Raw genomic sequence first — 20,371 nt, 5'->3', positions numbered from 1 at the left:
GTCCCATCCGGACCTTGCCGGCGTGTGCACCTCCCACATCACCACAGCGAACGGTCGGCGCCCGAGGAGCTTCGCCACGGGCCCCTCGCGGAATTGGTCATCACCATCGTTTCCGGAGTCGCCCGCCTGCGCGGCTCCAGCCACGGCACTGAGGCTAATCCGAGTCTTGGCAGTCCGAGGTCCTTCGACGGCAGTCCTTCGGAGACGAGGAAGCGTTCGACAACCGTCGGACTTCCGATGACCGCCAAGCCATCGCCGTCGCTGATCAGCTGAATGTCGTCATCCATGGGAGTGTTCCGTGATCGGTGTTTCCGGCAGGTTTGATCAGTAGGTCTCGGCGGACGGCCAGCGGTCACGGAAGGTGATCGCCATAGCGTCGATCACGGGCTTCCAGCGGACTGCCCACCGGGCGCGGCCGGTCCCGGTCGGGTCCAGGCTGCGGGTCACAAGGTACAGGCACTTGAGTGCGGCCTGGTCGGACGGGAAATGCCCGCGGGCGCGGACCGCGCGGCGGTAGCGGGCGTTCAGCGACTCGATCGCGTTCGTCGAGCACAGCACCCGACGTATTTCCACGTCATAGTCGAGGAACGGAATGAACTCCTCCCAGGCGTTTCGCCACAGCCGGATGACGGCGCGGTACTTCTTTCCCCAGGTCTGTTCAAACTCGTCCAACGCGACGGCCGCGGCATCCGGGGTCGGGGCCGTGTAGATGGGCCGCAGATCGCGTTTGACGGCGTCGTGGTCGGCTCGGGACAGCGCCCAGAACAGATCATCCCGGCCGATCTGGATGGCGAGGACCCGTTCCTGGTCCGGCTTGGTCGCCCAGCCGGAGCGGTACATCATCCACAGGAACGAGGGCTTGATCCAGGTCATCCGCTCTACGCGCGGAACGGCGGGACGCACGTTCCCGTCCTCAGGGCCGGTTCGACGATCGCGGGTGGGAAGGCCTGGTAGACGGTAACCGTCTGCTCGGTGTGGCTCGCGTAGATTTGTCGCATTGCCTGTCAGAGTGGCGCGGCTCCCCGTCACCGTCCAACCCATTTCAGTTCCGGAGCACGCCAGTCGAGACCTGATCTTCACCGGATCGGGCGGCCTCCAGCAGGAGAACGACCGCTCGCCAGCCGTTGCTCTGGCTATCACTTGCCGAGCCGACCTGTCAGCGATCTACCAGCGGAGCGGTAGGCCGCGCCTCAAGGAAGGTCAGGAAAGGTAGCGGATCAGGAGCGTGACGTCGCTGCTCGTGGCGATGACGAGACTGCGCCCGGAGGGGGAGAAACCGGCTGCGCGGAGTTCCGAGTGCGCCTGGAAGATGTGCCACCAGTCGGTTCCGGACGGGCCTTCGTAGCGTCCGCCGTCGCTCGAGAGCAGGACCCGGTGGCGCAGCCATTCCGGTGCGACGACGTCGATGGCCCACCCGTCGCTCGTCGTGCTGTGCAGCCCGCCGCCGAACAGCCCAGCGATGCGCACACGAGTGCCGGCCAACAGGCCCAGACCGGGTACTGACAGGTCATCGTCCGAGGGCAGGAGGTCGCTGGCATCCGGATCCCGGTCGCGGATCAGCTTCGCGTAGTCGCGAGTGTCGATCACACCGTGGCCGTCATGCGACACGACGACGAGCAGATCACGCCCGTCGTGCGAATGGTTACCGAACCCGACACCCAGCAAGCCTCCGACCGGGAGGGACCTGTACGCCGCGGTCGGATGGCGCCAAGGCGAAGGCGGTCCAGACAGCGGAGCGGCGAGTACCCGATCACGAAGATGCTGCTCGTACTCCGAGAGCACCCTGTCCCCTCAATGGTTGTGGCGACGACGGCAGGCGCTCCAGGGGGAAGTCCATCGGACGACAGTGCCAAGCGCGCGGCAGCCCGTTCGCGATGTTCGCCCCGCAGCGTCGAACTCCAGATAGGCCGCTGAAGTTGCGGCACGTCTGGGGATCTACGAACCGATCACGCGTCGAACTCGCCGTCGCGTATACCGGCGAGGAAGGCCGCCCATTCCGCGGCGGTGAAGCGCAGGGCGGGGCCGTCGGGGTCCTTGGAGTCGCGGACGGCGCGGCCGCCGTCGGGGAGGGCGGCGACCTCGACGCAGGCACCGTTGCCGCCGCTGTAGGTGCTCTTGCGCCACGTGGCGCAGGTGAGGTCGGGGTGCTGGGCCATGAGGTCCGCCTCTCTCACTGCCGGCCGGCGGCCACGTTGGTGATGAGCCCTGCCGTGTCGTCGGGGCTGAGCGCCTGCGCGCGCAGGGTGTCGAAGACGAGGCTATAACGGCGGATGTCGGCCTCGGCCTCGAGAAACAGGTCACCGGCCATGGACTCGACGTAGACGACGGCGGGGTCGGCGGAGTTGGGGAAGTCGAGCAGGATGTAGGAGCCCTGCATCCCACCGTGCGCGCCGGCGGCGTAGGGGATCACCTGGACGGTCACGTGGGGCTGTTCGGCGGTCTCGAGGAGTTTCTCGAGCTGGGAACGCATGACGGCCGCACCGCCGACCTGGCGGTGCAGAGCCGCCTCGTCGACGATCGCCCACAGTTGCAGCGGGCTGTCCTTGCTCAGGACGACCTGACGCTCCATCCGGGCCTGGACACGCTGGTCGACCTGGGTGGGGGTGGCCATGGGAAGGTTGCCGCGGATGACGGCTCGGGCGTAGTCCTCGGTCTGCAGCAGGCCGGGGATGAACAGCGACTCGTAGTTACGCACGGCCCGGGCCTCGGCCTCGAAGCTGATGTAGGTGGTGTAGGGCTCGGGTAGCTCGGCGTGGTAGGGCCGCAGCCAGCCCTGGACGTCGACCTCTCGGGACAGCGCGAGCAGGTCCTCGCGTTGCTGGTCGGTGGCGCCGTACAGGTTGAGCAGCGCGATCATCGTGCGTCGCTGTGGCCGGGAGCGGGCCGTGGCGGTCTCGTGCCGGTAGAGAGTGGCCGGATTGATCCCGGTCTGCGTCGAGACCTGCTCGCGAGTGAGCCCGGCGGCCTCACGCAGGCGGCGTAGCTCGGCGGCCAGCCGCCGCGAGCGGACGGTCGGCGGCGTGGGGCGGTCCTTCGGCACGTCGCTTCCCTCCTTCTCCCTCGCCGACCTGGCCCGGCCAGGCCGGCTCACCATTTTCTGCAACCTATGCGCTTTGCAAGCCTTGCAAAAGAGTGCCGTGCGGGGACATGCTGTGATCGAACCTAGACGGCCACGCTCCGTCGCCCATGCCAGGGGCCGACGGAGGCGCGCACCGCCCACCAGCGGCAGAGAGGTGAGGCCGATGACCCCACAACAGAGCGCCAGGCCAGACGCCGACGGCCGACCACTCGCCGCGCTCAGCGACCGCGGCACCGCTGCGACGGCATCACCATGAGCACCACCTTCGTCGCCAGCCGGGCAGCGATGATCGCGCTCCCCTCCGACCCGATCGCCTGCCCGCTGGCCCGGTACTTCATGCGCTGGATGCTCACCTGGTGGGAGCTGGCCCACACGCTCGACGTGGCTGAACTACTCACCGCCGAGCTCGTCACGAACGCGCTGGTCCGCGGCCCGACGCGCACCGGCCCTGCCGGGCAGCTGCCTGGCGTCGAATTGCGCCTGACCGCGGCCGTCGACAGGCTCCGGATCGAGGTCGAAGATCCCGACCCCCGGCCGCCGCTCCCCCGCGTCCCGGACGCGGATGACGAGGGCGGCCGGGGCCTGCTTCTCGTCGAGGCGCTCGCCGAACGCTGGGGCTACGACGCCATCCAAGCCGGCGGCTCCCCGAGGAAGGCCGTCTGGGCTGAGATCGCCACCCAGGCCCCGACCACTGTCCACGGCCTACCGATCCGCCGTCAGCCCACCAAGCCCGTCACCCGCCCGGCCGACCCGGCGCTTCTGCGCCGCGTCGCGCACCGCCTCCACCACCTCTGACACCCAACCGCCGAGCACCCAGAAGATCCACTCTCCTACCCGGACACAGCCGAACCGTTCTGGAGGACGCGATGGCCCAGCCCGCGCCACGCCCCCAGTCCCACCCCGCCACCCCAGCCGCGCCGCTCAACGCGGCGTCCACGCTCCACCTGGTGGCCACGACCCCCCGGACCGCCTACGGCTACCTCGCCGTCCCCGACACCGACGAGGACCAGATCAACGGCCTCCACAGCCGCCTGGCCGCCCACGCCGCCCACGCTGGCCTGGCGTTGTTGGAGGTCTACGCCGACCGGAACACCATCCCCGCCATGCCTGACCGTCCCAGCCTCGACCGTCTCCTGACCGAACTCGCCGACCATCCTGGCGCCGTACTCCTCGTTCCCGGCCCCACCCATCTACCGGCCGCCCCGACCGCCCATCGCGCCCTCATGCATCGGCTCGCTCAGACCGGCGCCACCCTCCGCACTCTCACTACTCCGGCGCCGCACCTCCCCGCCGCCCCGACACTGGAAGATCCGATCCGACGGCCACTGTCCGGATCCGGCAGCGTACGTCTCACCGCCCAGGGCACCTTCGAGATCAGCCTGGAACCCGGCGACCCCGCCGCCGCCCTCGCCAGTGCCCTCGTCCGCCTTCCCGCCGACTCCCGTTTCGTCGAGAGCTACGGCGACGTGTCCACCACCCTTGTCTTCCACCCAACCCCGGATCTCGCCGGACATCCTCGATGACCGCCATGAGTGGCCCGGACCCAGCCAGCGCGCGAACACGAAACCTCACCCACCAGTTGATGATCAGTCTCGACGGCGCCGCCGACGCCCTTCACCCCGTCGAACTTGAGGTCTTTCGCTTTCCCGCCAGGCCCGGCGTACTCGTCGACCGGCACCCGACCTCCACGTCCGCCAGCGAACCCACACCCAACGACGCACCCGGGCGCGACAGCCAACCTGGCCGCGAGGGCGGGCTGACGTTCGTTCCCGCCCATCCCCACCCACCCGAGGCCAAGGCCCGTGCTCTGGCCACCACCACCAACAGCCAGGCTCTTGTCATCTGCCCCCGACTCACCTCCCCGGCACGCACTCAGCTTGCCCTCGCCGTCGCCCGCCTCCTCGCCGACCAACGCCACCCCGCCACCGCCACCCGCCCTGTGATCACCTGTGGCATCCGCCCGGCCTGCGCCTGGGAAAGCGGGACCGTGATCCTTCCCCACCCGGTCATGGTCATCACCCAGGACGCGATCCAGCACCGCGTCGTCTGGGAACTCACCCACCAACGCCACCTCCCGGCCTGGCCAGAAGACCTCCGCCCCCGCGGCGCACGACCCATCGCGGCAACGCGATGACCCCGACGACGGCGACCAGCGCGACGAGCACCGCGACAACCTCCCCGGCCGCCGACGTACACGGCCCGCCGACCACCGAACCCCCGCCGGCGGGCGGCACCGCCGAAGACTGGGTCGCGGTCGCCGCCGCGCTCAACACCCGCCTTACCGAAAGACGCCTCACCCAGCAGCGCCTCGCCGATCTGTCGCGCATCTCGGTCGCGACTATTCGTGTCCTGCAGCGCGGCACGAGCCCCCGCAGAGTCCGCGACACCACCCTCGCCGCCGTCTCCCGCGCCCTCGCCTGGCCCGACGGCCATCTCCTGAGCATTCTCCTTCGAAGCGGCGTTCCCAACACCGACACCGACCCGGCCACCGGTACGTCGCCCCTTGCCAGCGTCACCGCCAGCCTGCGCCCACACCATCATCCGGACCGGCGACCAGAAGCCCGGTCTCCGACCGAACCCGACAGCGGACAACACCCACTCGCACGGATCGCCACCGACCTGGACACCGCCAGCGCCGCGATCGACGACGCCCGTGCCCACCTCACCCACACCGACCAGGTGCACTCCGCGGAGCGTGACCTCGCCCTGGCCTGGCTGGAAACCGCCACCGCCCGCCTGGAACAGGCCCAGGCCATTCTCTCCCAGGCGGCACCGATGCCTACATCTGCGTGTGTCGACGCATCCGCCGGCCTGGACCGTCAACTCTCATAATGACCGTCATGCCGGGGGCCTGGCCGTCGCATGGTCCCAGCTCACGGACCCAGGCCGCCATTGCGCACTCCGCGGGTTCGAACGGCAAACTCAATATCAACAGTGGTGAGCGGGCGGCTCACGATCACACCCGACCGAGCGATGAAAGATCTCGGGTAGTGCCCTTCTGACACCCAGATGGTTATCGCTGCCGGTCCCGCCTGACGAGTGGAGCCGCCCCAAGTCGCTGTGGCTGGACCTCTGGATCACCCAACGCCCGGGTTAGTTCCACGAGGTCCGTTTGCTGGCCCGACTCGAGCGCAAGGCGGTACGCATCGAACACTCGGTCGATCTTCCTGCGCCTGGTACGTTCCCGAAGAGCGACGGCGAGTGCGTGGGCCAAGCCGCCGAGAATCGCGGGACCAGTCAATGAGGCTACGAGGTATGGCCACAGCACGAAGGCACGCTCCAGTCCCGAGACGCCGCCTGGCCTCGATAACTGGTGCGTCCGTGCTGGTGATGCAGAACTGCGTGGCGGCAACCAAATACATTGAAAACTGACCGGTTCCCCGTACAAGCCGGCCTGTCACGCTAGATGATAGGGCCCATTGCGACCGCCGCCAAGACCATCGAGGGCATCTCACCGAGCTTGGCTCGCACCGCGGCCACAGAACGTTCCAGCGTGCCCAGGACTAGGGACACACGGGGACCCAGACCCGGGTTCAACCACACCGTCACCGTCCGTGACAGATCGGATTGCGGGAGCCTGTCGACGTGGCAACGGAGGCGGACAGTCCGGTCGACGCGCACGTTGGTGACGGTGCGGACGTCTTCGTGTCGTACGCAGCGGTCGACGGGGTCTGGGCAGAGTGGATCTCCTGGCAGCTAGAAGGTGCCGGCCATCGAGTGACGCTGCGGGCCTGGGACTTCGCCGCTGGGGCAAACCTCGTTCAGGAAACCCAGCGGGCACTCTCGGCGTCAGCGCGGATGGTCGCGGTGATGTCGCAGGCGTATCTAGCGTCGGCGGCGGAAATCGCGCAGTGGCAGGCGGCGTGGGCCGGCGATCCGACTGGCGCACAACGGCGGCTGGTCGTCGTGCGCGTTGAGGACTGTGCCCTGCCGGGGCTTCTGGGGCAGCTGGTCGGCGTTGATCTTTTTGGACTGGACCAGGAGGAAGCCGGGGCGCGGCTACTAACCGCCGTGGCAGGCATGCGGGGCAAACCCGAGCGTCCCCCGGCCTTCCCAGGCGGCCTGCCCACTGAGGCCGCCCGGACCCCGCCACGATTTCCAGGGCCGTCTGATGGCCCCTCGGCCGGTTGGCGACGGGTCCAAGAGGCCGATCCCTACTGGCTGGGAGTCCACCGGCCGATCCGCGTGCCTGGCGCGGTGGACAGGGATCTACCGACGTATGTCACCCGCGACGCAGACAGGGCTACCGACGGTATCCGAGCCAAACTCGTCGCGGCCGCGGGGCGCAGCGGATTCGTGCTGCTAGTCGGGGACTCGTCCGTGGGCAAGACCCGCACCGCCTATGAGGCGGTGCGGGCCGAACTGCCAAACTGGTGGCTCGTTCACCCCGCAGACCCAGCTGCCGTCTCGGCGCTCATCGAGCTTGGAACGAGCCAACTGGTGGTCTGGCTCGATGAGATCCAGAACTATCTCGACGGTGACCACGGTCTGAACGCGGGCACACTGCGCAGACTGCTGGGCGGACGGGGCCTAGTAGTACTGATCGCAACGATCTGGCCGAGTTTCTACGACGCGTACACGCTGCTCCCTGAGCCCGACAGACCGGATCCACACCGGCATGCGCGCGAAGTGCTCCGTCTCGCCGAATTGATCAGCCTCAACACCACCTTCTCCCCGGGCGAAACCGGCAGGGCCCGCGCCGCCGCAGCAGCTGGTGACGCCCAGATCGCCACCTGTCTCGCGCTGGATCACAGCTACAGCCTGCCGCAACACCTCGCCGCCGCACCCGAGCTACTGAACCACCTGACTACCGCCCCGCCCTACGCCAAAGCGGTACTGACCGCCGCGCTCGACGCCAACCGCCTCGGCGCCCGAATGCCGTTGCCGCCAGGGCTGCTACGAGCCGCCGCGGTCGACTACTGCACCCCCCGCCAGCAAGCCGAGGCACCCGTCGACTGGTTCGAGCAGGCCTTGGCTCACAACACTCGCCGCCTGCACGGCTCGACCAGCACCCTCACCCCGGTCGGCGCGGGCATGGGAACGCTCATCGGTTACATCGCTGCCGATTACCTTCGTCAGCACGCGTCACACACCCGCAGCCGGACCCGTATACCCGCAAGCCTCTGGAACTCTCTCCACGCTCACCTCACCGATCCCGACGACATCCGCCGTGTCGCCGATGCAGCAGCAGATCGATATCTATACGGCGTTGCAATCCCTTTGCTGCGTAAGGCGGCCGACGCCGGTGACAGCCAAGCTGCCCATCGGCTTGCTGACCTTCTTGTCAAAGCTGGCGATGACTCTGGCGCGATCGCGGTCCTGCGTGTGCACGCCGACGCTGGTAGTAGCCATGCCGCAGACAGACTTGCCGATCTTCTTGTCGAGGCTGGCAATATCACCAGCGCGATCGCAGTCCTGCGTGTGCACGCCGACGCTGGTAACAGCTGGGCCGCCAAGCGCCTCGCCGATCTACTCGTCCAATCCGAGGGCACCATTGAATTGCGTACTCGCGCAGAAGCCGGTGATGCCTGGGCCGCCAGCTTGCTCAGCGACCTGCTCGTTCAAACCGGTCACAACGACGATGCGATCACAGTCTTGCGCGCCCATATCAACGATCCCTGGGCAGCACGCAAGCTTGCTGACCTACTCGCACATTTCGGCGACCGGGAGGAGCTGCGTGCCCGCGCCGACGCCGGCGACACCTGGGCCGCGCGCCGGCTTGCCGATCTCCTTACTCAATCCGAGGACACCATCGAACTGCGTGCCCGCGTCGACGCCGGCGACACCTGGGCTGCTCTTCGACTTGCCGACCTGCTCGTTCATGCCGGGAACCATGGCGACGCGATCGCCATCCTGCGTACCCATGCCGATGCGGGCAACAGCCAGGCCGCCGACCGGCTGGCGGAGCTACTTGTGCAGCTCGGCGACCGGGAGGAGCTACGCGCCCGCGCCGATGCCGGCGACATGTGGACAGCCCGACGGCTGGCAGACCAGCTTCTTCAGGCCGGCGACCGGGAGGAGCTACGCGCCCGCGCCGATGCCGGCGACACCTGGGCCGCCGACCGGCTCGTCGAGCTACTTGTCCAGACCGATGACCGTGACGAGTTGGGCGCTCGCTCCGAAGCCGGCGACGGGTGGGCCACGCGTCGGCTTGTCGATCTGCTCGTTCAAGGTGTTGGCCATAATGATGCAGTCGCGCTCCTGCGCGCCCATGTCGACGACACCTGGACAGCCCGCCAACTCGCCGACCTACTCGCCCAATCCGGTGACCGCCGCGAGCTGCGTACTCTCGCGGACGTAGGGGATGCCTGGGCTGCCTATCGGCTCGTTGACCTGCTTGTTCAGGCCGGCGACCATGACGAGCTACGCGCCCGTGCCACTACCGGCGACACCTGGGCCGCCAACCAGTTAGCGGACCTTCTCGCTCGACAAGGCGATGATCGACTACGCCGGTTTGGCTTCACAATGCAGGGGGCTATCGCAGACGGCCCTACGTGGTGAGAACGACGCCGATCGCCGTCATCAGTGTGCCGACGATCGGAACCCGCAGAATGGATCTGCCGTTCAGCAAGTCTCATGATCCTCAACCGCCAGCACATGCTGGTCGTGAAGATGGCTCACGTTCTTGCTCGCCGCGGTTGTGACTGCCTGCGCACGGAGGGGCGAGTTAGATCGCCACCGAACTCACCGTCGCGATCGGCTCCGGTAACCAGAGGCCTAACCAGTCACGTGCAGCGCCATCTGGTCAGGTCCAACGCAGGCCATAGGACAGGCCGAGAGCGAGATGATCGAAATGCGCCGAAGCCTCCGCCGCCCCGTCTAGTGGCACCACCGGAAGGTCGAGGGTGAGATCCTCGACAGCGCGTATGGGCAGTCCGTCCAAGCGCTCCACCCTAGGATCGGCATCGCGGGGGAACCGGACCCGCAGGTCCAGCGCGTCGCAGCGGATGGTTGGGCTCATCGCGTAGCGCGGAGTCATCGGCTGCCCTGGCGGTAGCTGCCATACGCATCCAATATCGTGTCGTTCCCCGGTCTTTAGCGGGCGTGGCAGCCGCAGCACTGCGGAGAAGATCGTGTCGCCTCGCCGGTCGACCCGTACGATCCGCCCGCCGAACACGACGTCCATGCCAAGATCGCGAGGGCTGATTGGCGCATCGGGTGGGCGAGGTACGGACATTGAGAGCATCAGTTCTGTCAGCCCGTTCTCGGTGGCGACTATCCGCCGGGAGTCCTGCAGTTCGGGCGAGAGCAGATCCAGTCGCATCACGGCCCACACCCGCTCGATGTACCAGCCAACCGTTCCGCCAGCCAGGCCTGCGGTAGCGCGTGAAGCGGATTCTGGCTCACGACCGCGAGTGAGCGACTCGAACTCGACATCCTCGTCCGTCCCGCCCGGTGCTCCCAGGGCGTGCTTTCTCGAATCATCAGGCGATCGACGGGTTGACTCATCCTCCATAGATAGAGCTTCCCAGATTAAGCGCCTTCCACGCAACGCCCCGAGAAGCCCAGTTCCGTACCAGAACGCGGATTCGGGCCGTCAATGCGAGTTTGCCGTCTCGAACCTCGACCTACGGTCGCGGCTCCTAGCCACGCGGATGCTCCATCTGACTACGATCCGGGCGTTCGACTGGCTCGTCCTGCTGACCCGAACTGACGCGGCGTGGACAGCGGAACTGCACATGCTGCGTCATCAGGTCGTGCGGCCCCAGTCTCTCTCGCCAGACCGCGCGGCCCCGAACGCTCGCTCGCCCAGCGACTCCCCTGCCGGGCCGCGCAGTCCATGGGTGAGCGGGCACCGATTCGGCGGCGTAAGAGATTCTCGGAGATGATCCCCGGACACCCCAAGCGGTCCGTCGGGCCGTGGAACCATTCGGCCTGGCGATATCATCGGTGTATGGCCTGGACCACGGACTCTTTCCACACAGCGTTCTCCCAGTACTCCCTCGGCGACGACGGAACGCTGATGCCGATCGAAGCCATCTTTGACACCAAGAAAGGCAACGGCGCCATAGCAGCAGGCGAAGGCTGGGTATACGTGCGCTGTGCAACCCACACCGGCGTGCTCCGCATCACCATCGACCTCGAACCACCCGCGCCGATCCCCGACACCGATGGCTGGGAGGCCGTCGTCGACGTCAGCTACCGAAGCATCACCGGAAACACCCACCTCCGAGACTGGGAATACACCCCACGCACCGACGCCGGCGTCCTGTCCCACGCAGGACCCGGCTGGTACCGGATCAGGATCAAAACCCGCGGCTGGGACGCCGGCCGAGCACTCAACGTCGCCTTCGAACCCGTCGAGGAACACCACCTGACCCTCTGGCCAGCCCCACCCCACCCCGAGGTCATCCACAAACAGCGATGACCAACCGCGAACGGCGCCGCGGCCGGAACCGGACCGCTCCACCACCGTCCAATGGTCCACCGACGTCACCGGAAGGACTCCCACCCCCGTGAGCCCCAGCCCCGCCCAGCCAGCCGCGTCCCGCAACTCGGACTCGGCGCCGCTCTCGCGTTCCTGGTACTCCTCGGCGCCGGCTGCGGGGAAACACCGCGCGACCCCGAGGCGAACACCGCCAACTGGCCAGCCGACATCACCGAACCCCGCCCCCAGGACGCCGACGGCCCCCAACCGGAGTCCACCCGAACACGCCCCCCGGCGACACGCCTGACTCCGCCTCCCGACACCGAGGCGTGGCTCGCGTCCTGCGCCGTCGACTACGAGTCCGGCCTCCCCACCGCCGTCGCCGTCACCAACACCACCCAGACCGCTCAGAGCTACACCATCGAAGTCACCTTCACCAGCAACCGGGACAGGGCCGTCACCGGCATATCCTCCACGCGAACCGGACTACTCCAACCCGGCGCCGTAGCCGACAAACCGCAAATCGGCTGGTCCCGCGACAACATCGTCGGCGGCGTCGAATGCACGCTCGGAAGGATCGACCGGACAGCCTGAGAAGAGTTCTGGCGGCGCTCGGCCCGCGGTCACCGTCCCCTGTCCGATGCCGCAGGCGCGCAGCTACCTGGCCGGGACCGCGTCATCTGGGAACTCACTCAGCTTCAGCGTCTCCCCGCCTGGCCAGAGGACCTCCGCCCCCACGGCACCCGGCCCACGGCGGTGACGCGATGACTCCGACGACGGCTGCCAGCGCGACTCGTGCGACTGCGGCGTCCCCGGCCACCGAAATACACCGCGCGCCGACCACCGAAGCCGCGCCCTCGGGCGGCGCCGCGGAGGACTGGGCGGCGGTCGCCACCGCGCTCAACACCCGGCTGGCCGATTGCCGCTTCACCCAGCAGCGCCTCGCCGACCTGTCGCGCGTCTCGGTCGCGACGATCCGCGTCCTGCAACGCGGCATCGGCACCCGGCGCGTCCGCGACAGCACCCTCGCCGCCCTCTCCCACGCCCTCGGCTGGCCCGAGGGCCACCTTCTCCACGTCCTCCTCGCAGACTCCCCCGACACCCCCACCGGTCAGACCACCTGCACGCCGCTCGCCGGCCTCGATGCCAGGCAGCACCCCCACCGACCTGTGGACCGGCCAGCGCCAGCCAGGCCACCGGCCGCGCCAGGCGACACACCGCACCCGTTGGCGCAGATCACCACCGAACTCGACGCAGCCGGTGCCGTGATCAGCGACGCCCGCGCCCACCTCGCCCACACTGACCAACTCCGCCCCACCGAGCGCGACCTGGCCGCCGCCTGGCTCGAGACCGCCACCGCCCGCCTCGAACAAACCCAGACCCTGCTCGCCCAGGCGGCCACGACGACCGACGCCGCGACCACGCCAACCCTCACCAGCCGCGATCACTGACCATCGCGGTCGTCCCAAGACCATCAGAACTTCCAGAAGAAGAACCGCGTTCGCTCCGGCGGGAACGAGGGCGGACACAGCGCGCGCCGGACGATGCCCCTGCCGCGCCGGTTCTAGGAGGGCACTGAAGATCGGGAGTGTTCCGTGATCGGTGTTTCCGGCAGGTTTGATCAGTAGGTCTCGGCGGACGGCCAGCGGTCACGGAAGGTGATCGCCATAGCGTCGATCACGGGCTTCCAGCGGACTGCCCACCGGGCGCGGCCGGTCCCGGTCGGGTCCAGGCTGCGGGTCACAAGGTACAGGCACTTGAGTGCGGCCTGGTCGGACGGGAAATGCCCGCGGGCGCGGACCGCGCGGCGGTAGCGGGCGTTCAGCGACTCGATCGCGTTCGTCGAGCACAGCACCCGACGTATTTCCACGTCGTAGTCGAGGAACGGGATGAACTCCTCCCAGGCGTTCCGCCACAGCCGGATAACGGCGCGGTACTTCTTTCCCCAGGTTTCCTCGAACTCGTCGAGCGCGACGGCGGCCGCTTCCGGGGTCGGGGCCGTGTAGATGGGCCGCAGATCGCGTTTGACGGCGTCGTGGTCGGCTCGGGACGTCAACCGGAACGTGTTCCGGATCAGATGAATGATGCAGGTCTGGACGGTGGTGGCCGGCCAGACGTTCTCGACGACCTCGGGCAGTCCCTTCAGCCCGTCGCAGACGAGGAAGAACACGTCGGCGACGCCGCGGTTGCGCAGGTCGGTGAGCACCGCCATCCAGAACTTCGCGCCCTCGCCGCCGGTGCCCGCCCACAGGCCCAGGACGTCCTTGTGGTCGTCGACGGTGACCCCGATGGCGGCGTAGACGGGCCGGTTGCCGACCTGCCCGTCGCGGATCTTCACGACGACCGCGTCGATGAAGATCGCGACGTAGACGCGGTCGAGCGGGCGGGACGCCCATTCGTTCATCTCCGCGAGAACGGTGTCGGTGATCCTGGATATGGTCTCCTTCGACACCGACGCCCCGTAGATCTCGTCGAAATGCGCCGAGATCTCCCCGGTCGTCAGCCCCTTTGCATACAGGGAGAGCACGATCTCGTCGACGCCCGTCAGGCGGCGCTGACGCTTCTTCACGATCCGCGGCTCGAACGTGCCCTCACGGTCGCGCGGGACCGCGATCCGAACCTCACCCGCAGCCTCGGAGACGACTGTCTTCTCCCGACTGCCGTTCCGGACGTTGGCCGATTCCCTCTCAGCCGGTGCGCGGTTCTTCTCGTGGCCGAGGTGCTCGGTCATCTCCTCGGCCAAAGCCGCCTCGAGCACGGACCTCGTGAACAGCTTCAAAAGGCCGTCCGGCCCCGTCAGCGCCAGGCCCCGCGCCTTCGCGTCCGCGACCATCGCGGCCGCGGCGGCCTGCTCCGGCGACAGCTGCCGCCCCGGATCGCGATCTTGTTTGCGAGGGGTCATATCACCCGATGTCATCACTCACAGTGCCCATCCCGCCGGACCCTAGGCCCGGCGTGTCGGGCCGGAAACACCGATCTTGAGGCTCTGGCTCAAATTCGGTGGTAACGCGGAGTCACCGCACACCGCGGCCCCGTGCGTGCCGAGTATGTCGCATATCGGCTCGTTTGGAGATGTCGCCGTGGCGGTCGAGGGACTCGGAAACGATCACCAGGCATCTGGTTCAGTCGTGTTCGCCGCCTGCCGCGTCGACTGCGCCTGCTAACAGGCGGTCACCACCGAATTCGAGCCAGAGCCGATCTTGAAACAGTCCCGCGCCGGTTCTAGGGCGTGTATCGAAAGCGCCGGTCACAGCCACCCGTTGCTCTGAGGCAGGGGTAAACCGCTACTTCAGCGGTGGATGTGGCGAGTACGGTGTGGCTGTGGCCGGTGATCGCGCGCAGCGGCGGCTCACGGAGGCAGACGGGCGGACGCGAAGGAGCGGATGGTGCCAGGCGCTGTACTGCGAGGGGTGACTCTGGACTGTGCCGACCCGCAGACGCTGGCGGGCTTCTACGGTGCGCTGACCGGGATGCGCGAACTCTTCAGTACGGACGAGTTCGTCGCTCTGACGGACGACTCCGGCTGTGATCTGGGATTCCAGAGGGTTGACGGATACCGGGCTCCGCAGTGGCCGGGTCAGGACGTGCCACAACAGTTCCACCTGGATTTCCGCGCTGACGACCTCGATGCGATGGAAGAGCTGGCTCTGGAACTCGGCGCGGCCAAACCGGACCATCAGCCCGGCGACGGACGCTGGCGGGTACTCCTGGATCCGGCTGGCCACCCCTTCTGCCTCACGTCTTCCTGACATCACCGCCGTTGACAGGTATCCCCCGTCAGACGCCGTAGCGCTCAGGCTTGGGCGAGCGGTTCATCAGCTGCTGGCCGCCTCGGAGAGGGATGGCGTCAGATGTGCTGGTCACAGCCACTCGTTGATGGCCGCTACCAGTACGGTTGCCTCGTAGCGGACCGCTAGCTTGTCGTACCTCGTGGCCACGGCACGGTGCCTGACTGGAAACCCCAAGGTGACCTGGGCAGGCTCGCGCGCATCAGGGCACTTGGCCGCTGATGCGTGGGAAGGCGGCGGTTTGGGTGGCTGTCGGCGTGCCTTCTGTCAGGGCGAGTGGTACGGGTGCGTGTCGAGGTTTGCGCGGCCCCCGGTGCGCGGCCGTCAGGCCGCGGGGTCGGGGGCTCAGGCCGCGGCGAGCATCGAGGCGGCCTCCTCGGGCGAGACCCCGAGGTTTTTCATCTGCCGTACCAGCGCGTGTTTGCGCCGTTCCGGGTCCGGCTGGCGGGTGTGGTGGTCAGCGCCGAGCTCCCGGAATGGCACCTGGTCGTGCACCATCCGCCAGATGATCTCCAGGATGGCGCGGCTGGTGGCGACGAGGGCCTTCAGCCCGCCGCGGCGGGCGCGTAGTCGTCGGTGGCGTACTCCGAGGAAGGTGTTGGTGCGCCCGGCGGAGACCGCGGCCGTGCCAAGCGTGCGGCGCACATAGCGGTTGCCGCGTCCGGTCCGGCCCATCCGCAGGGATGCTCCGGTCTGGATCGTGCGTGAGGTCAGCTTCGCCCACGACGCCAGGTGCCCCGAGGTTGGGAACGGGCTCATGTCCATCCCGATCTCCGCGAGGATCAGCTGCGCGGAGTCCCTGCCGATCCCGGGGACCTGGTCGAGCAGGTCGACGAGATCCGCGACTGTCCGTGGCACCGGTGGCCGGTCGGTGGGTGGGGGCGTGGCGTCGGCGGGAGCATCGGCGGCGGGTGGGATGATCTCACCGGTGACGGTCGAGACCGTTCCGGGCACCCCGTCCACCACGGTGGCCCCGGCGGGTTCGACAGTGCCGGACTGGCGGGCGGGCAGGAGCATCGCCGCGGTCATCTGTTCGACCCGCGCGGACAGTGTGGCGATCTGCTGGTCGAGTGCGTCGACCTGATCCAGGTAGATCTTCAGCAGGAAGGCGTCGTGGTCGCTGAACCGGCCGGTCAGCGCCGCGGTCAGCGCTTCCGGTGAGGCCTTCAGGCCGGTGCCGAGCGCCGCGAGCCGGCGCGGGTCGCGTTCCCCGGCCACCAGCGCGTCGAGGATCCGCCGACCCGCTACCCCGAAGAGGTCCGAGACCACCGACGAGAGCTTGATCAGCGCCCCTTCGAGCACCTTCTCGCCACGTTGCTTGGCCCGCGTGCGGTCCGCGACGAGGTCGACCCGCATCCGGGTCACGTCCCGCATCCGGCGGATGTCCACCGGCGGCACGAACGACCGGCGCAGCATCGAGCGCTCGTTCAGCTTCGCCAGCCACACGGCGTCCAGCTTGTCCGTTTTGGGTCTTCCGGGGACGTTCTTCACATCGCGGGCGTTGACCAGCCACACCTCAAGGCCCCGCTCCTCGAGCAGGTAGTAGAAGACCCGCCAGTAGTCCGAGGTGCTCTCGAGAACCACCCGCTCGATGCCCTGGCAGACGAGGTGGTCCGCCAGCCCCTCCACCGCCGGGACCGTCGCGACGACGTCGAAGACGCGGGTGACCCGCCTGCCTTCCTTCGTGTCGTGCGGGACCCGCACGCACACCTTCCCGGACGCCTTCGCGACGTCGATCGCCGCGACACGCTCCAGGATCTGCTCGGCGTCGTCCACGACGACCTCGACCGAACCGCCCACCACATCCCCAACCGATCGATACCTACAGGTAGCGACCGCCCGGGGACCGACACAGGATCAACACTCTGACTGGCGTGCTCGAGGCACAGCGGGCGACCCGCAAGGTCAAGATCCCTCGCCAAACTTTTGAACGGCTACGAAGGCCAAGGAACGGACGGCGTTGGACGGGCGGTCGACCCGCACCCTGCCAGGCTGCTCCGGGCGCGCCCGCAAGAGCCAGGCGGAGCTTTCACACCGGGGCGGCGTGCCCGAAGGCCAGGGGAACTTTTGAGGCGATTGATGCCGCACTCGACCGCGTGCCGAGCCTTGTAGTCCTCCGGGTCGAACTTCGGCGGACGGCCGCCGCGGGAGCCGCGTTTCCTTCGGTTGCGGGCCTGGTCGGCCTTGTCCGGGATGGTGCAGCGATGCCACGTCTGCGCAGGTAGGCGCGGTTCTTCCGGGAGGCGTACGCCTTATCGGCTCGCACCCTCCTCGGCCGGGTGCGCGGTCTGCCGGACCCCAGCCGGGGCACCCTGATGCCGCCCAGGACAACCTCGAACTGCGGGGAGTCCCCGCGCTGCCCGGCGGTGATCACGATGGACATGGGCTTTTGCCCCTGCTCGACGGCGAGGTGCAGCTTGGTGGTCAGGCCGCCGCGTGAGCGCCCGAGGCCGTGGTCGTCGGGCTCGACGGCGACACCGCCGGGCGGCTCCTTCTGCAGGTCCCCCTTTTCCTCGCTCCGGCGGCGTGCTGGTGGGCCCGGCAGACGGTGGAGTCGACGTTGAGGTCCCAGGTGATCAGGTCCTTGGCATCGGCCCTGGCCTGGAGTTCGGTGAAGATGCGCTGCCAGGTGCCGTTGCGCTGCCAGCGGCGGAACAGGTCATACGCCCGGCCCCACGGCCCGTACTCGGCGGACATGTCCCGCCACGGGATGCCGGTACGAACCCGTAACCGTATGCCGTCGATCAGCTGCCGCCGGGTCCATATCGGTGGCCAGCCGGGCTTCTTGCCCTTCGGTAACAGCAGCTCCAGCACGGCCCATTGCTCGTCCGTCAGATCTCCACGCGCCACGAATAAAGATCATCTCGCACCCAAGATCCACTTTCGACACAGGCCCTAGCCGCTGGCCGCCCTGGTACCGACAACTCGGCGTAGCTGACGGCGCTCGTGCCAGTGCAACGCGACGAGCACGACGGCCACCGCCCCTACCCGCCAACCAGCCCGAGCACCGCCACCCGCCAACGCCGCGGCACCACGCCCGCCAAGGCGATCAAGGCGATCAAGGCGATGGACGCCCCCACCGTCGACGTCACACAATCCACGATCCCAGAACAATCGGGCATCCTGAAGGCCTCAACAGGCAAGGATCTGAAGCCACGTCGCCGCCGCCAACACGCCTCCACAATCGGAACGATTCACCCAAATGCCGCACACGCCGGAGTATCGGGGGGCTCAAGCCCGATAACCCCCGCGACCTGCACCAGTCACTATCGGCCGACAAGTTTCCACAACGGGCGTGAGCTGTTGTTCGCGGGCGCACGATGGGTCTTCTCCTGAACGCAGATGACGATGCATACTGCCCGTCTGCACCACGCTCCCTGCGGACGCAGGGCTATCACGAAACGGGGGAAGTTTCGATGGCTGCCGCCCTGGCCCTGACAGCCGGCGCGAACCTGCAGGTCCCGACCCGGACCGTGCGGTTGTCACTGGACGTGCGCGGCGGCCCGGATGTCGATGTGTGCGCCGTGCTGCTGACCGCGTCCGGTCAGGTCCGGTCCGACGCGGACCTCGTGTTCTTCAACCAGCCCGTTCACCCGTCCGGCGCGGTACGGATCAGCGCCGGTTCGTTCGCGGCCGCGCTGGCGACCGTCGAGCCCGCCATCGACGTGATCGTGCTCGCGGGCTCCGTCGACGCCGGAACCTTCCTGGACGTTTCCGACCTGCGGGTCAACCTGCTGGAGGAGTCGGGCCGCCCGCTGGCCTGCTTCACTCCCAACGGCGCGCAGCCGGTGACCACCATGGTCTTCGGTGAGCTTTACCGCCGTGGTGACGGCTGGAAGTTCCGCGCCGTCGGGCAGGGCTGGGACAGCGGCCTCGCCGGCCTGGCCAGGAACTACGGCATCCAGGTCGACGATGACGCCCCCGCGCCCGAGCCCGCGCCGAGCCAGCCACGTCCCCCAGCGGCCCGGCCCGCCACGCCATCGGCCCCCGTCCAGCCCGTCCCCGCCGCCCGGGCGCCCACCCCGGCGGCCGCTGCACGCGCCGACTGGCACCCGGACCCCACCGACCCGTCCTGCCTGCGCTGGTGGGACGGCTCGGCGTGGGCCGACCACCGTATCCCCGCCTGGCGTGAGACCGACAGCACCTGCGGCGGATGCGGCGGGCCCAAGCGCAGGCAGATGTTCCGCGGCGCGGCACCGTGCGCGGCGTGCGAGTCCCGCATCCATATCGCGCTTTTGCAATGGCAGCACAGACTCAGCGACGTACTCACCCAACAAGGAGCGACCAAGCCCGCCCTGGACGCGCTGTGGGCCGAACTCCGCTTCCAACGGGTGCCCGAAGGCCATGCCTACGAGATGTACCGGCGCGCGGGGCTGGGCTACCTGGAGCGCATTGTCGCGTTTGCCTACGCCGACGGCGTGATCGAGCAGCACGAACTCGCCGGGTTCAACACCGCCGCGACGGCGCTGAACATCCAGGACGACGCCGTCAACCGCATGCGCGCCCGGCTCGAACGCGGCCTGACTTTCACCCGCATCCGCGACGGCGACCTCCCACGGATCCAGAACCCGATGCTCCACCTGGAACTCGACGAGATCATGCACCTCGACGCCCCCGCCACCCACGTCCGCCAACTCGCCAACGGAGCGCGGCGCACCGAGGGCCGGCTGATCGCCTCCAGCAAGAAGCTGCGTTTCATCTCTCCCGGCGCCGGCGGGTCCGAGACCCCCTGGGCCAAGGTTCACGCCGTCATGCCCTGCTACGGCGGCGTCGACATCTCCACCACCACCCGCACCAGCGGCACCTACCTGCTCGCCGACCCCGAATACGCCGCCGCCGTGCTCTCCGGCACGTTGCGCGTCGCCAAACGACTCGTCCTCGCCCCCGGCCAACGCGACACCCGTACGATCCCACCCGACGTCAAGGCCGCCGTCTGGCAGCGCGACGGCGGCGCCTGCTCCCAGTGCCGCGCGACCGAGTACCTCGAGTTCGACCACGTCATCCCGCACAGCCTCGGCGGCGCCACCAGCGTCGGCAACCTCCAGCTCCTCTGCCGCCGCTGCAACCAGGAAAAAGGCGCCCGCATCTGACCCCGCCAGCAGCCCGACGCGGATCGTGCCGGCGGGGTGCCGCGCC

Annotated in this window: 18 protein-coding genes and 4 pseudogenes; 11 read left to right on the top strand and 11 right to left on the bottom strand. The window is 68.4% G+C overall.

Going from position 1 to position 20,371, the window contains the following annotated elements:
• Nucleotides 1-38 precede the first annotated feature (38 nt).
• The 6 genes and pseudogenes from I6A81_RS21380 to I6A81_RS21360 all read right to left on the bottom strand — a co-directional run bounded on the left by I6A81_RS21380 (nucleotide 39) and on the right by I6A81_RS21360 (nucleotide 3,040).
• A complete protein-coding gene (locus I6A81_RS21380; RefSeq protein ID WP_202998737.1) occupies nucleotides 39-287 on the bottom strand; it encodes a hypothetical protein in 249 nt (82 codons plus the stop codon).
• A gap of 37 nt (nucleotides 288-324) precedes the next feature.
• Nucleotides 325-753, bottom strand: a pseudogene (locus tag I6A81_RS21375) (transposase); the annotation flags it as partial.
• Nucleotides 745-998, bottom strand: a pseudogene (locus I6A81_RS46270) (DUF4291 family protein); the annotation flags it as partial. The pseudogenes I6A81_RS21375 and I6A81_RS46270, both read right to left, overlap by 9 nt.
• Nucleotides 999-1,200: 202 nt before the next feature.
• Entirely contained in the window at nucleotides 1,201-1,665 is a 465-nt protein-coding gene (locus tag I6A81_RS21370; protein WP_202998739.1) for a hypothetical protein, read from the bottom strand.
• A 281-nt stretch (nucleotides 1,666-1,946) separates the two neighbouring features.
• The gene (locus tag I6A81_RS21365; RefSeq protein ID WP_202998740.1) at nucleotides 1,947-2,156 is read right to left on the bottom strand and encodes a DUF397 domain-containing protein; all 210 of its coding nucleotides are present in this window, start codon (nucleotides 2,154-2,156) and stop codon (nucleotides 1,947-1,949) included.
• A gap of 14 nt (nucleotides 2,157-2,170) precedes the next feature.
• On the bottom strand, nucleotides 2,171-3,040 hold the full coding sequence (locus I6A81_RS21360) for a helix-turn-helix domain-containing protein (protein WP_307874802.1): 870 nt from the start codon (nucleotides 3,038-3,040) through the stop codon (nucleotides 2,171-2,173).
• 291 nt (nucleotides 3,041-3,331) lie between these two features.
• Here I6A81_RS21360 and I6A81_RS21355 point away from each other — a divergent pair, with 291 nt between their 5' ends.
• The 5 genes from I6A81_RS21355 to I6A81_RS21335 all read left to right on the top strand — a co-directional run bounded on the left by I6A81_RS21355 (nucleotide 3,332) and on the right by I6A81_RS21335 (nucleotide 9,580).
• Nucleotides 3,332-3,874, top strand: a complete 543-nt coding sequence (locus tag I6A81_RS21355; protein WP_202998742.1) for an ATP-binding protein — start codon at nucleotides 3,332-3,334, stop codon at nucleotides 3,872-3,874.
• Between the two features lie 152 nt (nucleotides 3,875-4,026).
• Nucleotides 4,027-4,602, top strand: coding sequence for a recombinase family protein (locus I6A81_RS45695; RefSeq protein WP_202998743.1), 576 nt, complete (start codon nucleotides 4,027-4,029; stop codon nucleotides 4,600-4,602).
• 59 nt (nucleotides 4,603-4,661) lie between these two features.
• Entirely contained in the window at nucleotides 4,662-5,213 is a 552-nt protein-coding gene (locus I6A81_RS21345) for a hypothetical protein (protein ID WP_202998744.1), read from the top strand.
• Nucleotides 5,210-5,911 (top strand): helix-turn-helix domain-containing protein, encoded by a 702-nt coding sequence (locus I6A81_RS21340; protein WP_202998746.1) that lies wholly within the window; start codon nucleotides 5,210-5,212, stop codon nucleotides 5,909-5,911. The genes I6A81_RS21345 and I6A81_RS21340 overlap by 4 nt, the downstream gene beginning before the upstream one ends.
• A gap of 753 nt (nucleotides 5,912-6,664) precedes the next feature.
• Nucleotides 6,665-9,580: a TIR domain-containing protein gene (locus I6A81_RS21335; protein WP_202998748.1), complete on the top strand. Its 2,916-nt coding sequence runs from the start codon at nucleotides 6,665-6,667 to the stop codon at nucleotides 9,578-9,580.
• Between the two features lie 244 nt (nucleotides 9,581-9,824).
• On the opposite strand, the gene I6A81_RS21330 is transcribed toward I6A81_RS21335, so the two are convergent.
• Entirely contained in the window at nucleotides 9,825-10,535 is a 711-nt protein-coding gene (locus I6A81_RS21330) for a hypothetical protein (protein WP_202998749.1), read from the bottom strand.
• Between the two features lie 438 nt (nucleotides 10,536-10,973).
• Between I6A81_RS21330 and I6A81_RS21325 the strand changes: the two genes are divergently transcribed.
• The 3 genes from I6A81_RS21325 to I6A81_RS21315 all read left to right on the top strand — a co-directional run bounded on the left by I6A81_RS21325 (nucleotide 10,974) and on the right by I6A81_RS21315 (nucleotide 12,898).
• Nucleotides 10,974-11,447, top strand: coding sequence for a hypothetical protein (locus tag I6A81_RS21325; protein ID WP_202998750.1), 474 nt, complete (start codon nucleotides 10,974-10,976; stop codon nucleotides 11,445-11,447).
• Nucleotides 11,448-11,498: 51 nt separating this feature from the next.
• Nucleotides 11,499-12,041, top strand: coding sequence for a hypothetical protein (locus tag I6A81_RS21320; RefSeq protein ID WP_202998751.1), 543 nt, complete (start codon nucleotides 11,499-11,501; stop codon nucleotides 12,039-12,041).
• 170 nt (nucleotides 12,042-12,211) lie between these two features.
• Nucleotides 12,212-12,898, top strand: coding sequence for a hypothetical protein (locus tag I6A81_RS21315; protein ID WP_202998752.1), 687 nt, complete (start codon nucleotides 12,212-12,214; stop codon nucleotides 12,896-12,898).
• Between the two features lie 170 nt (nucleotides 12,899-13,068).
• On the opposite strand, the gene I6A81_RS21310 is transcribed toward I6A81_RS21315, so the two are convergent.
• Nucleotides 13,069-14,349 (bottom strand): IS256 family transposase, encoded by a 1,281-nt coding sequence (locus I6A81_RS21310; protein WP_202998753.1) that lies wholly within the window; start codon nucleotides 14,347-14,349, stop codon nucleotides 13,069-13,071.
• Between the two features lie 499 nt (nucleotides 14,350-14,848).
• Between I6A81_RS21310 and I6A81_RS21305 the strand changes: the two genes are divergently transcribed.
• On the top strand, nucleotides 14,849-15,196 hold the full coding sequence (locus I6A81_RS21305) for a VOC family protein (RefSeq protein ID WP_047224654.1): 348 nt from the start codon (nucleotides 14,849-14,851) through the stop codon (nucleotides 15,194-15,196).
• Nucleotides 15,197-15,307: 111 nt separating this feature from the next.
• Here the strand turns inward: I6A81_RS21305 and I6A81_RS46265 are convergent.
• From I6A81_RS46265 to I6A81_RS46260, 3 genes and pseudogenes are all read right to left on the bottom strand, one after another.
• A pseudogene (locus I6A81_RS46265) lies at nucleotides 15,308-15,397 on the bottom strand (IS5 family transposase); the annotation flags it as partial.
• A gap of 183 nt (nucleotides 15,398-15,580) precedes the next feature.
• Nucleotides 15,581-17,035, bottom strand: a complete 1,455-nt coding sequence (locus I6A81_RS21300) for an IS110 family RNA-guided transposase (protein ID WP_202998802.1) — start codon at nucleotides 17,033-17,035, stop codon at nucleotides 15,581-15,583.
• A gap of 242 nt (nucleotides 17,036-17,277) precedes the next feature.
• Nucleotides 17,278-18,085, bottom strand: a pseudogene (locus I6A81_RS46260) (IS5 family transposase); the annotation flags it as partial.
• A gap of 102 nt (nucleotides 18,086-18,187) precedes the next feature.
• On the opposite strand from I6A81_RS46260, the gene I6A81_RS21290 reads away from it, so the two are divergent.
• Both I6A81_RS21290 and I6A81_RS45015 read left to right on the top strand, forming a co-directional pair.
• On the top strand, nucleotides 18,188-18,571 hold the full coding sequence (locus I6A81_RS21290; protein ID WP_202998754.1) for a hypothetical protein: 384 nt from the start codon (nucleotides 18,188-18,190) through the stop codon (nucleotides 18,569-18,571).
• 80 nt (nucleotides 18,572-18,651) lie between these two features.
• Nucleotides 18,652-20,325, top strand: a complete 1,674-nt coding sequence (locus I6A81_RS45015; protein WP_202998756.1) for a TerD family protein — start codon at nucleotides 18,652-18,654, stop codon at nucleotides 20,323-20,325.
• Nucleotides 20,326-20,371 lie beyond the last annotated feature (46 nt).

It is taken from the genome of Frankia nepalensis (assembly GCF_016786325.1).
In the GTDB taxonomy this organism is placed as follows: domain Bacteria; phylum Actinomycetota; class Actinomycetes; order Frankiales; family Frankiaceae; genus Pseudofrankia; species Pseudofrankia nepalensis.
This window is presented reverse-complemented; position numbering and strand designations above follow the sequence as displayed.

Excerpts from the sequence above, each read along its gene's own strand:
- I6A81_RS21315 (WP_202998752.1), top strand. The coding sequence starts at position 12,212 with ATGACTCCGACGACGGCTGCCAGCGCGACTCGTGCGACTGCGGCGTCC.
- I6A81_RS21340 (WP_202998746.1), top strand. The coding sequence starts at position 5,210 with ATGACCCCGACGACGGCGACCAGCGCGACGAGCACCGCGACAACCTCC.
- I6A81_RS21310 (WP_202998753.1), bottom strand. The coding sequence starts at position 14,349 with ATGACCCCTCGCAAACAAGATCGCGATCCGGGGCGGCAGCTGTCGCCG.
- I6A81_RS21365 (WP_202998740.1), bottom strand. The coding sequence starts at position 2,156 with ATGGCCCAGCACCCCGACCTCACCTGCGCCACGTGGCGCAAGAGCACC.
- I6A81_RS21355 (WP_202998742.1), top strand. The coding sequence starts at position 3,332 with ATGAGCACCACCTTCGTCGCCAGCCGGGCAGCGATGATCGCGCTCCCC.
- I6A81_RS21320 (WP_202998751.1), top strand. The coding sequence starts at position 11,499 with ATGGTCCACCGACGTCACCGGAAGGACTCCCACCCCCGTGAGCCCCAG.
- I6A81_RS21345 (WP_202998744.1), top strand. The coding sequence starts at position 4,662 with ATGATCAGTCTCGACGGCGCCGCCGACGCCCTTCACCCCGTCGAACTT.
- I6A81_RS21330 (WP_202998749.1), bottom strand. The coding sequence starts at position 10,535 with ATGGAGGATGAGTCAACCCGTCGATCGCCTGATGATTCGAGAAAGCAC.
- I6A81_RS45015 (WP_202998756.1), top strand. The coding sequence starts at position 18,652 with ATGGCTGCCGCCCTGGCCCTGACAGCCGGCGCGAACCTGCAGGTCCCG.
- I6A81_RS21325 (WP_202998750.1), top strand. The coding sequence starts at position 10,974 with ATGGCCTGGACCACGGACTCTTTCCACACAGCGTTCTCCCAGTACTCC.
- I6A81_RS21380 (WP_202998737.1), bottom strand. The coding sequence starts at position 287 with ATGGATGACGACATTCAGCTGATCAGCGACGGCGATGGCTTGGCGGTC.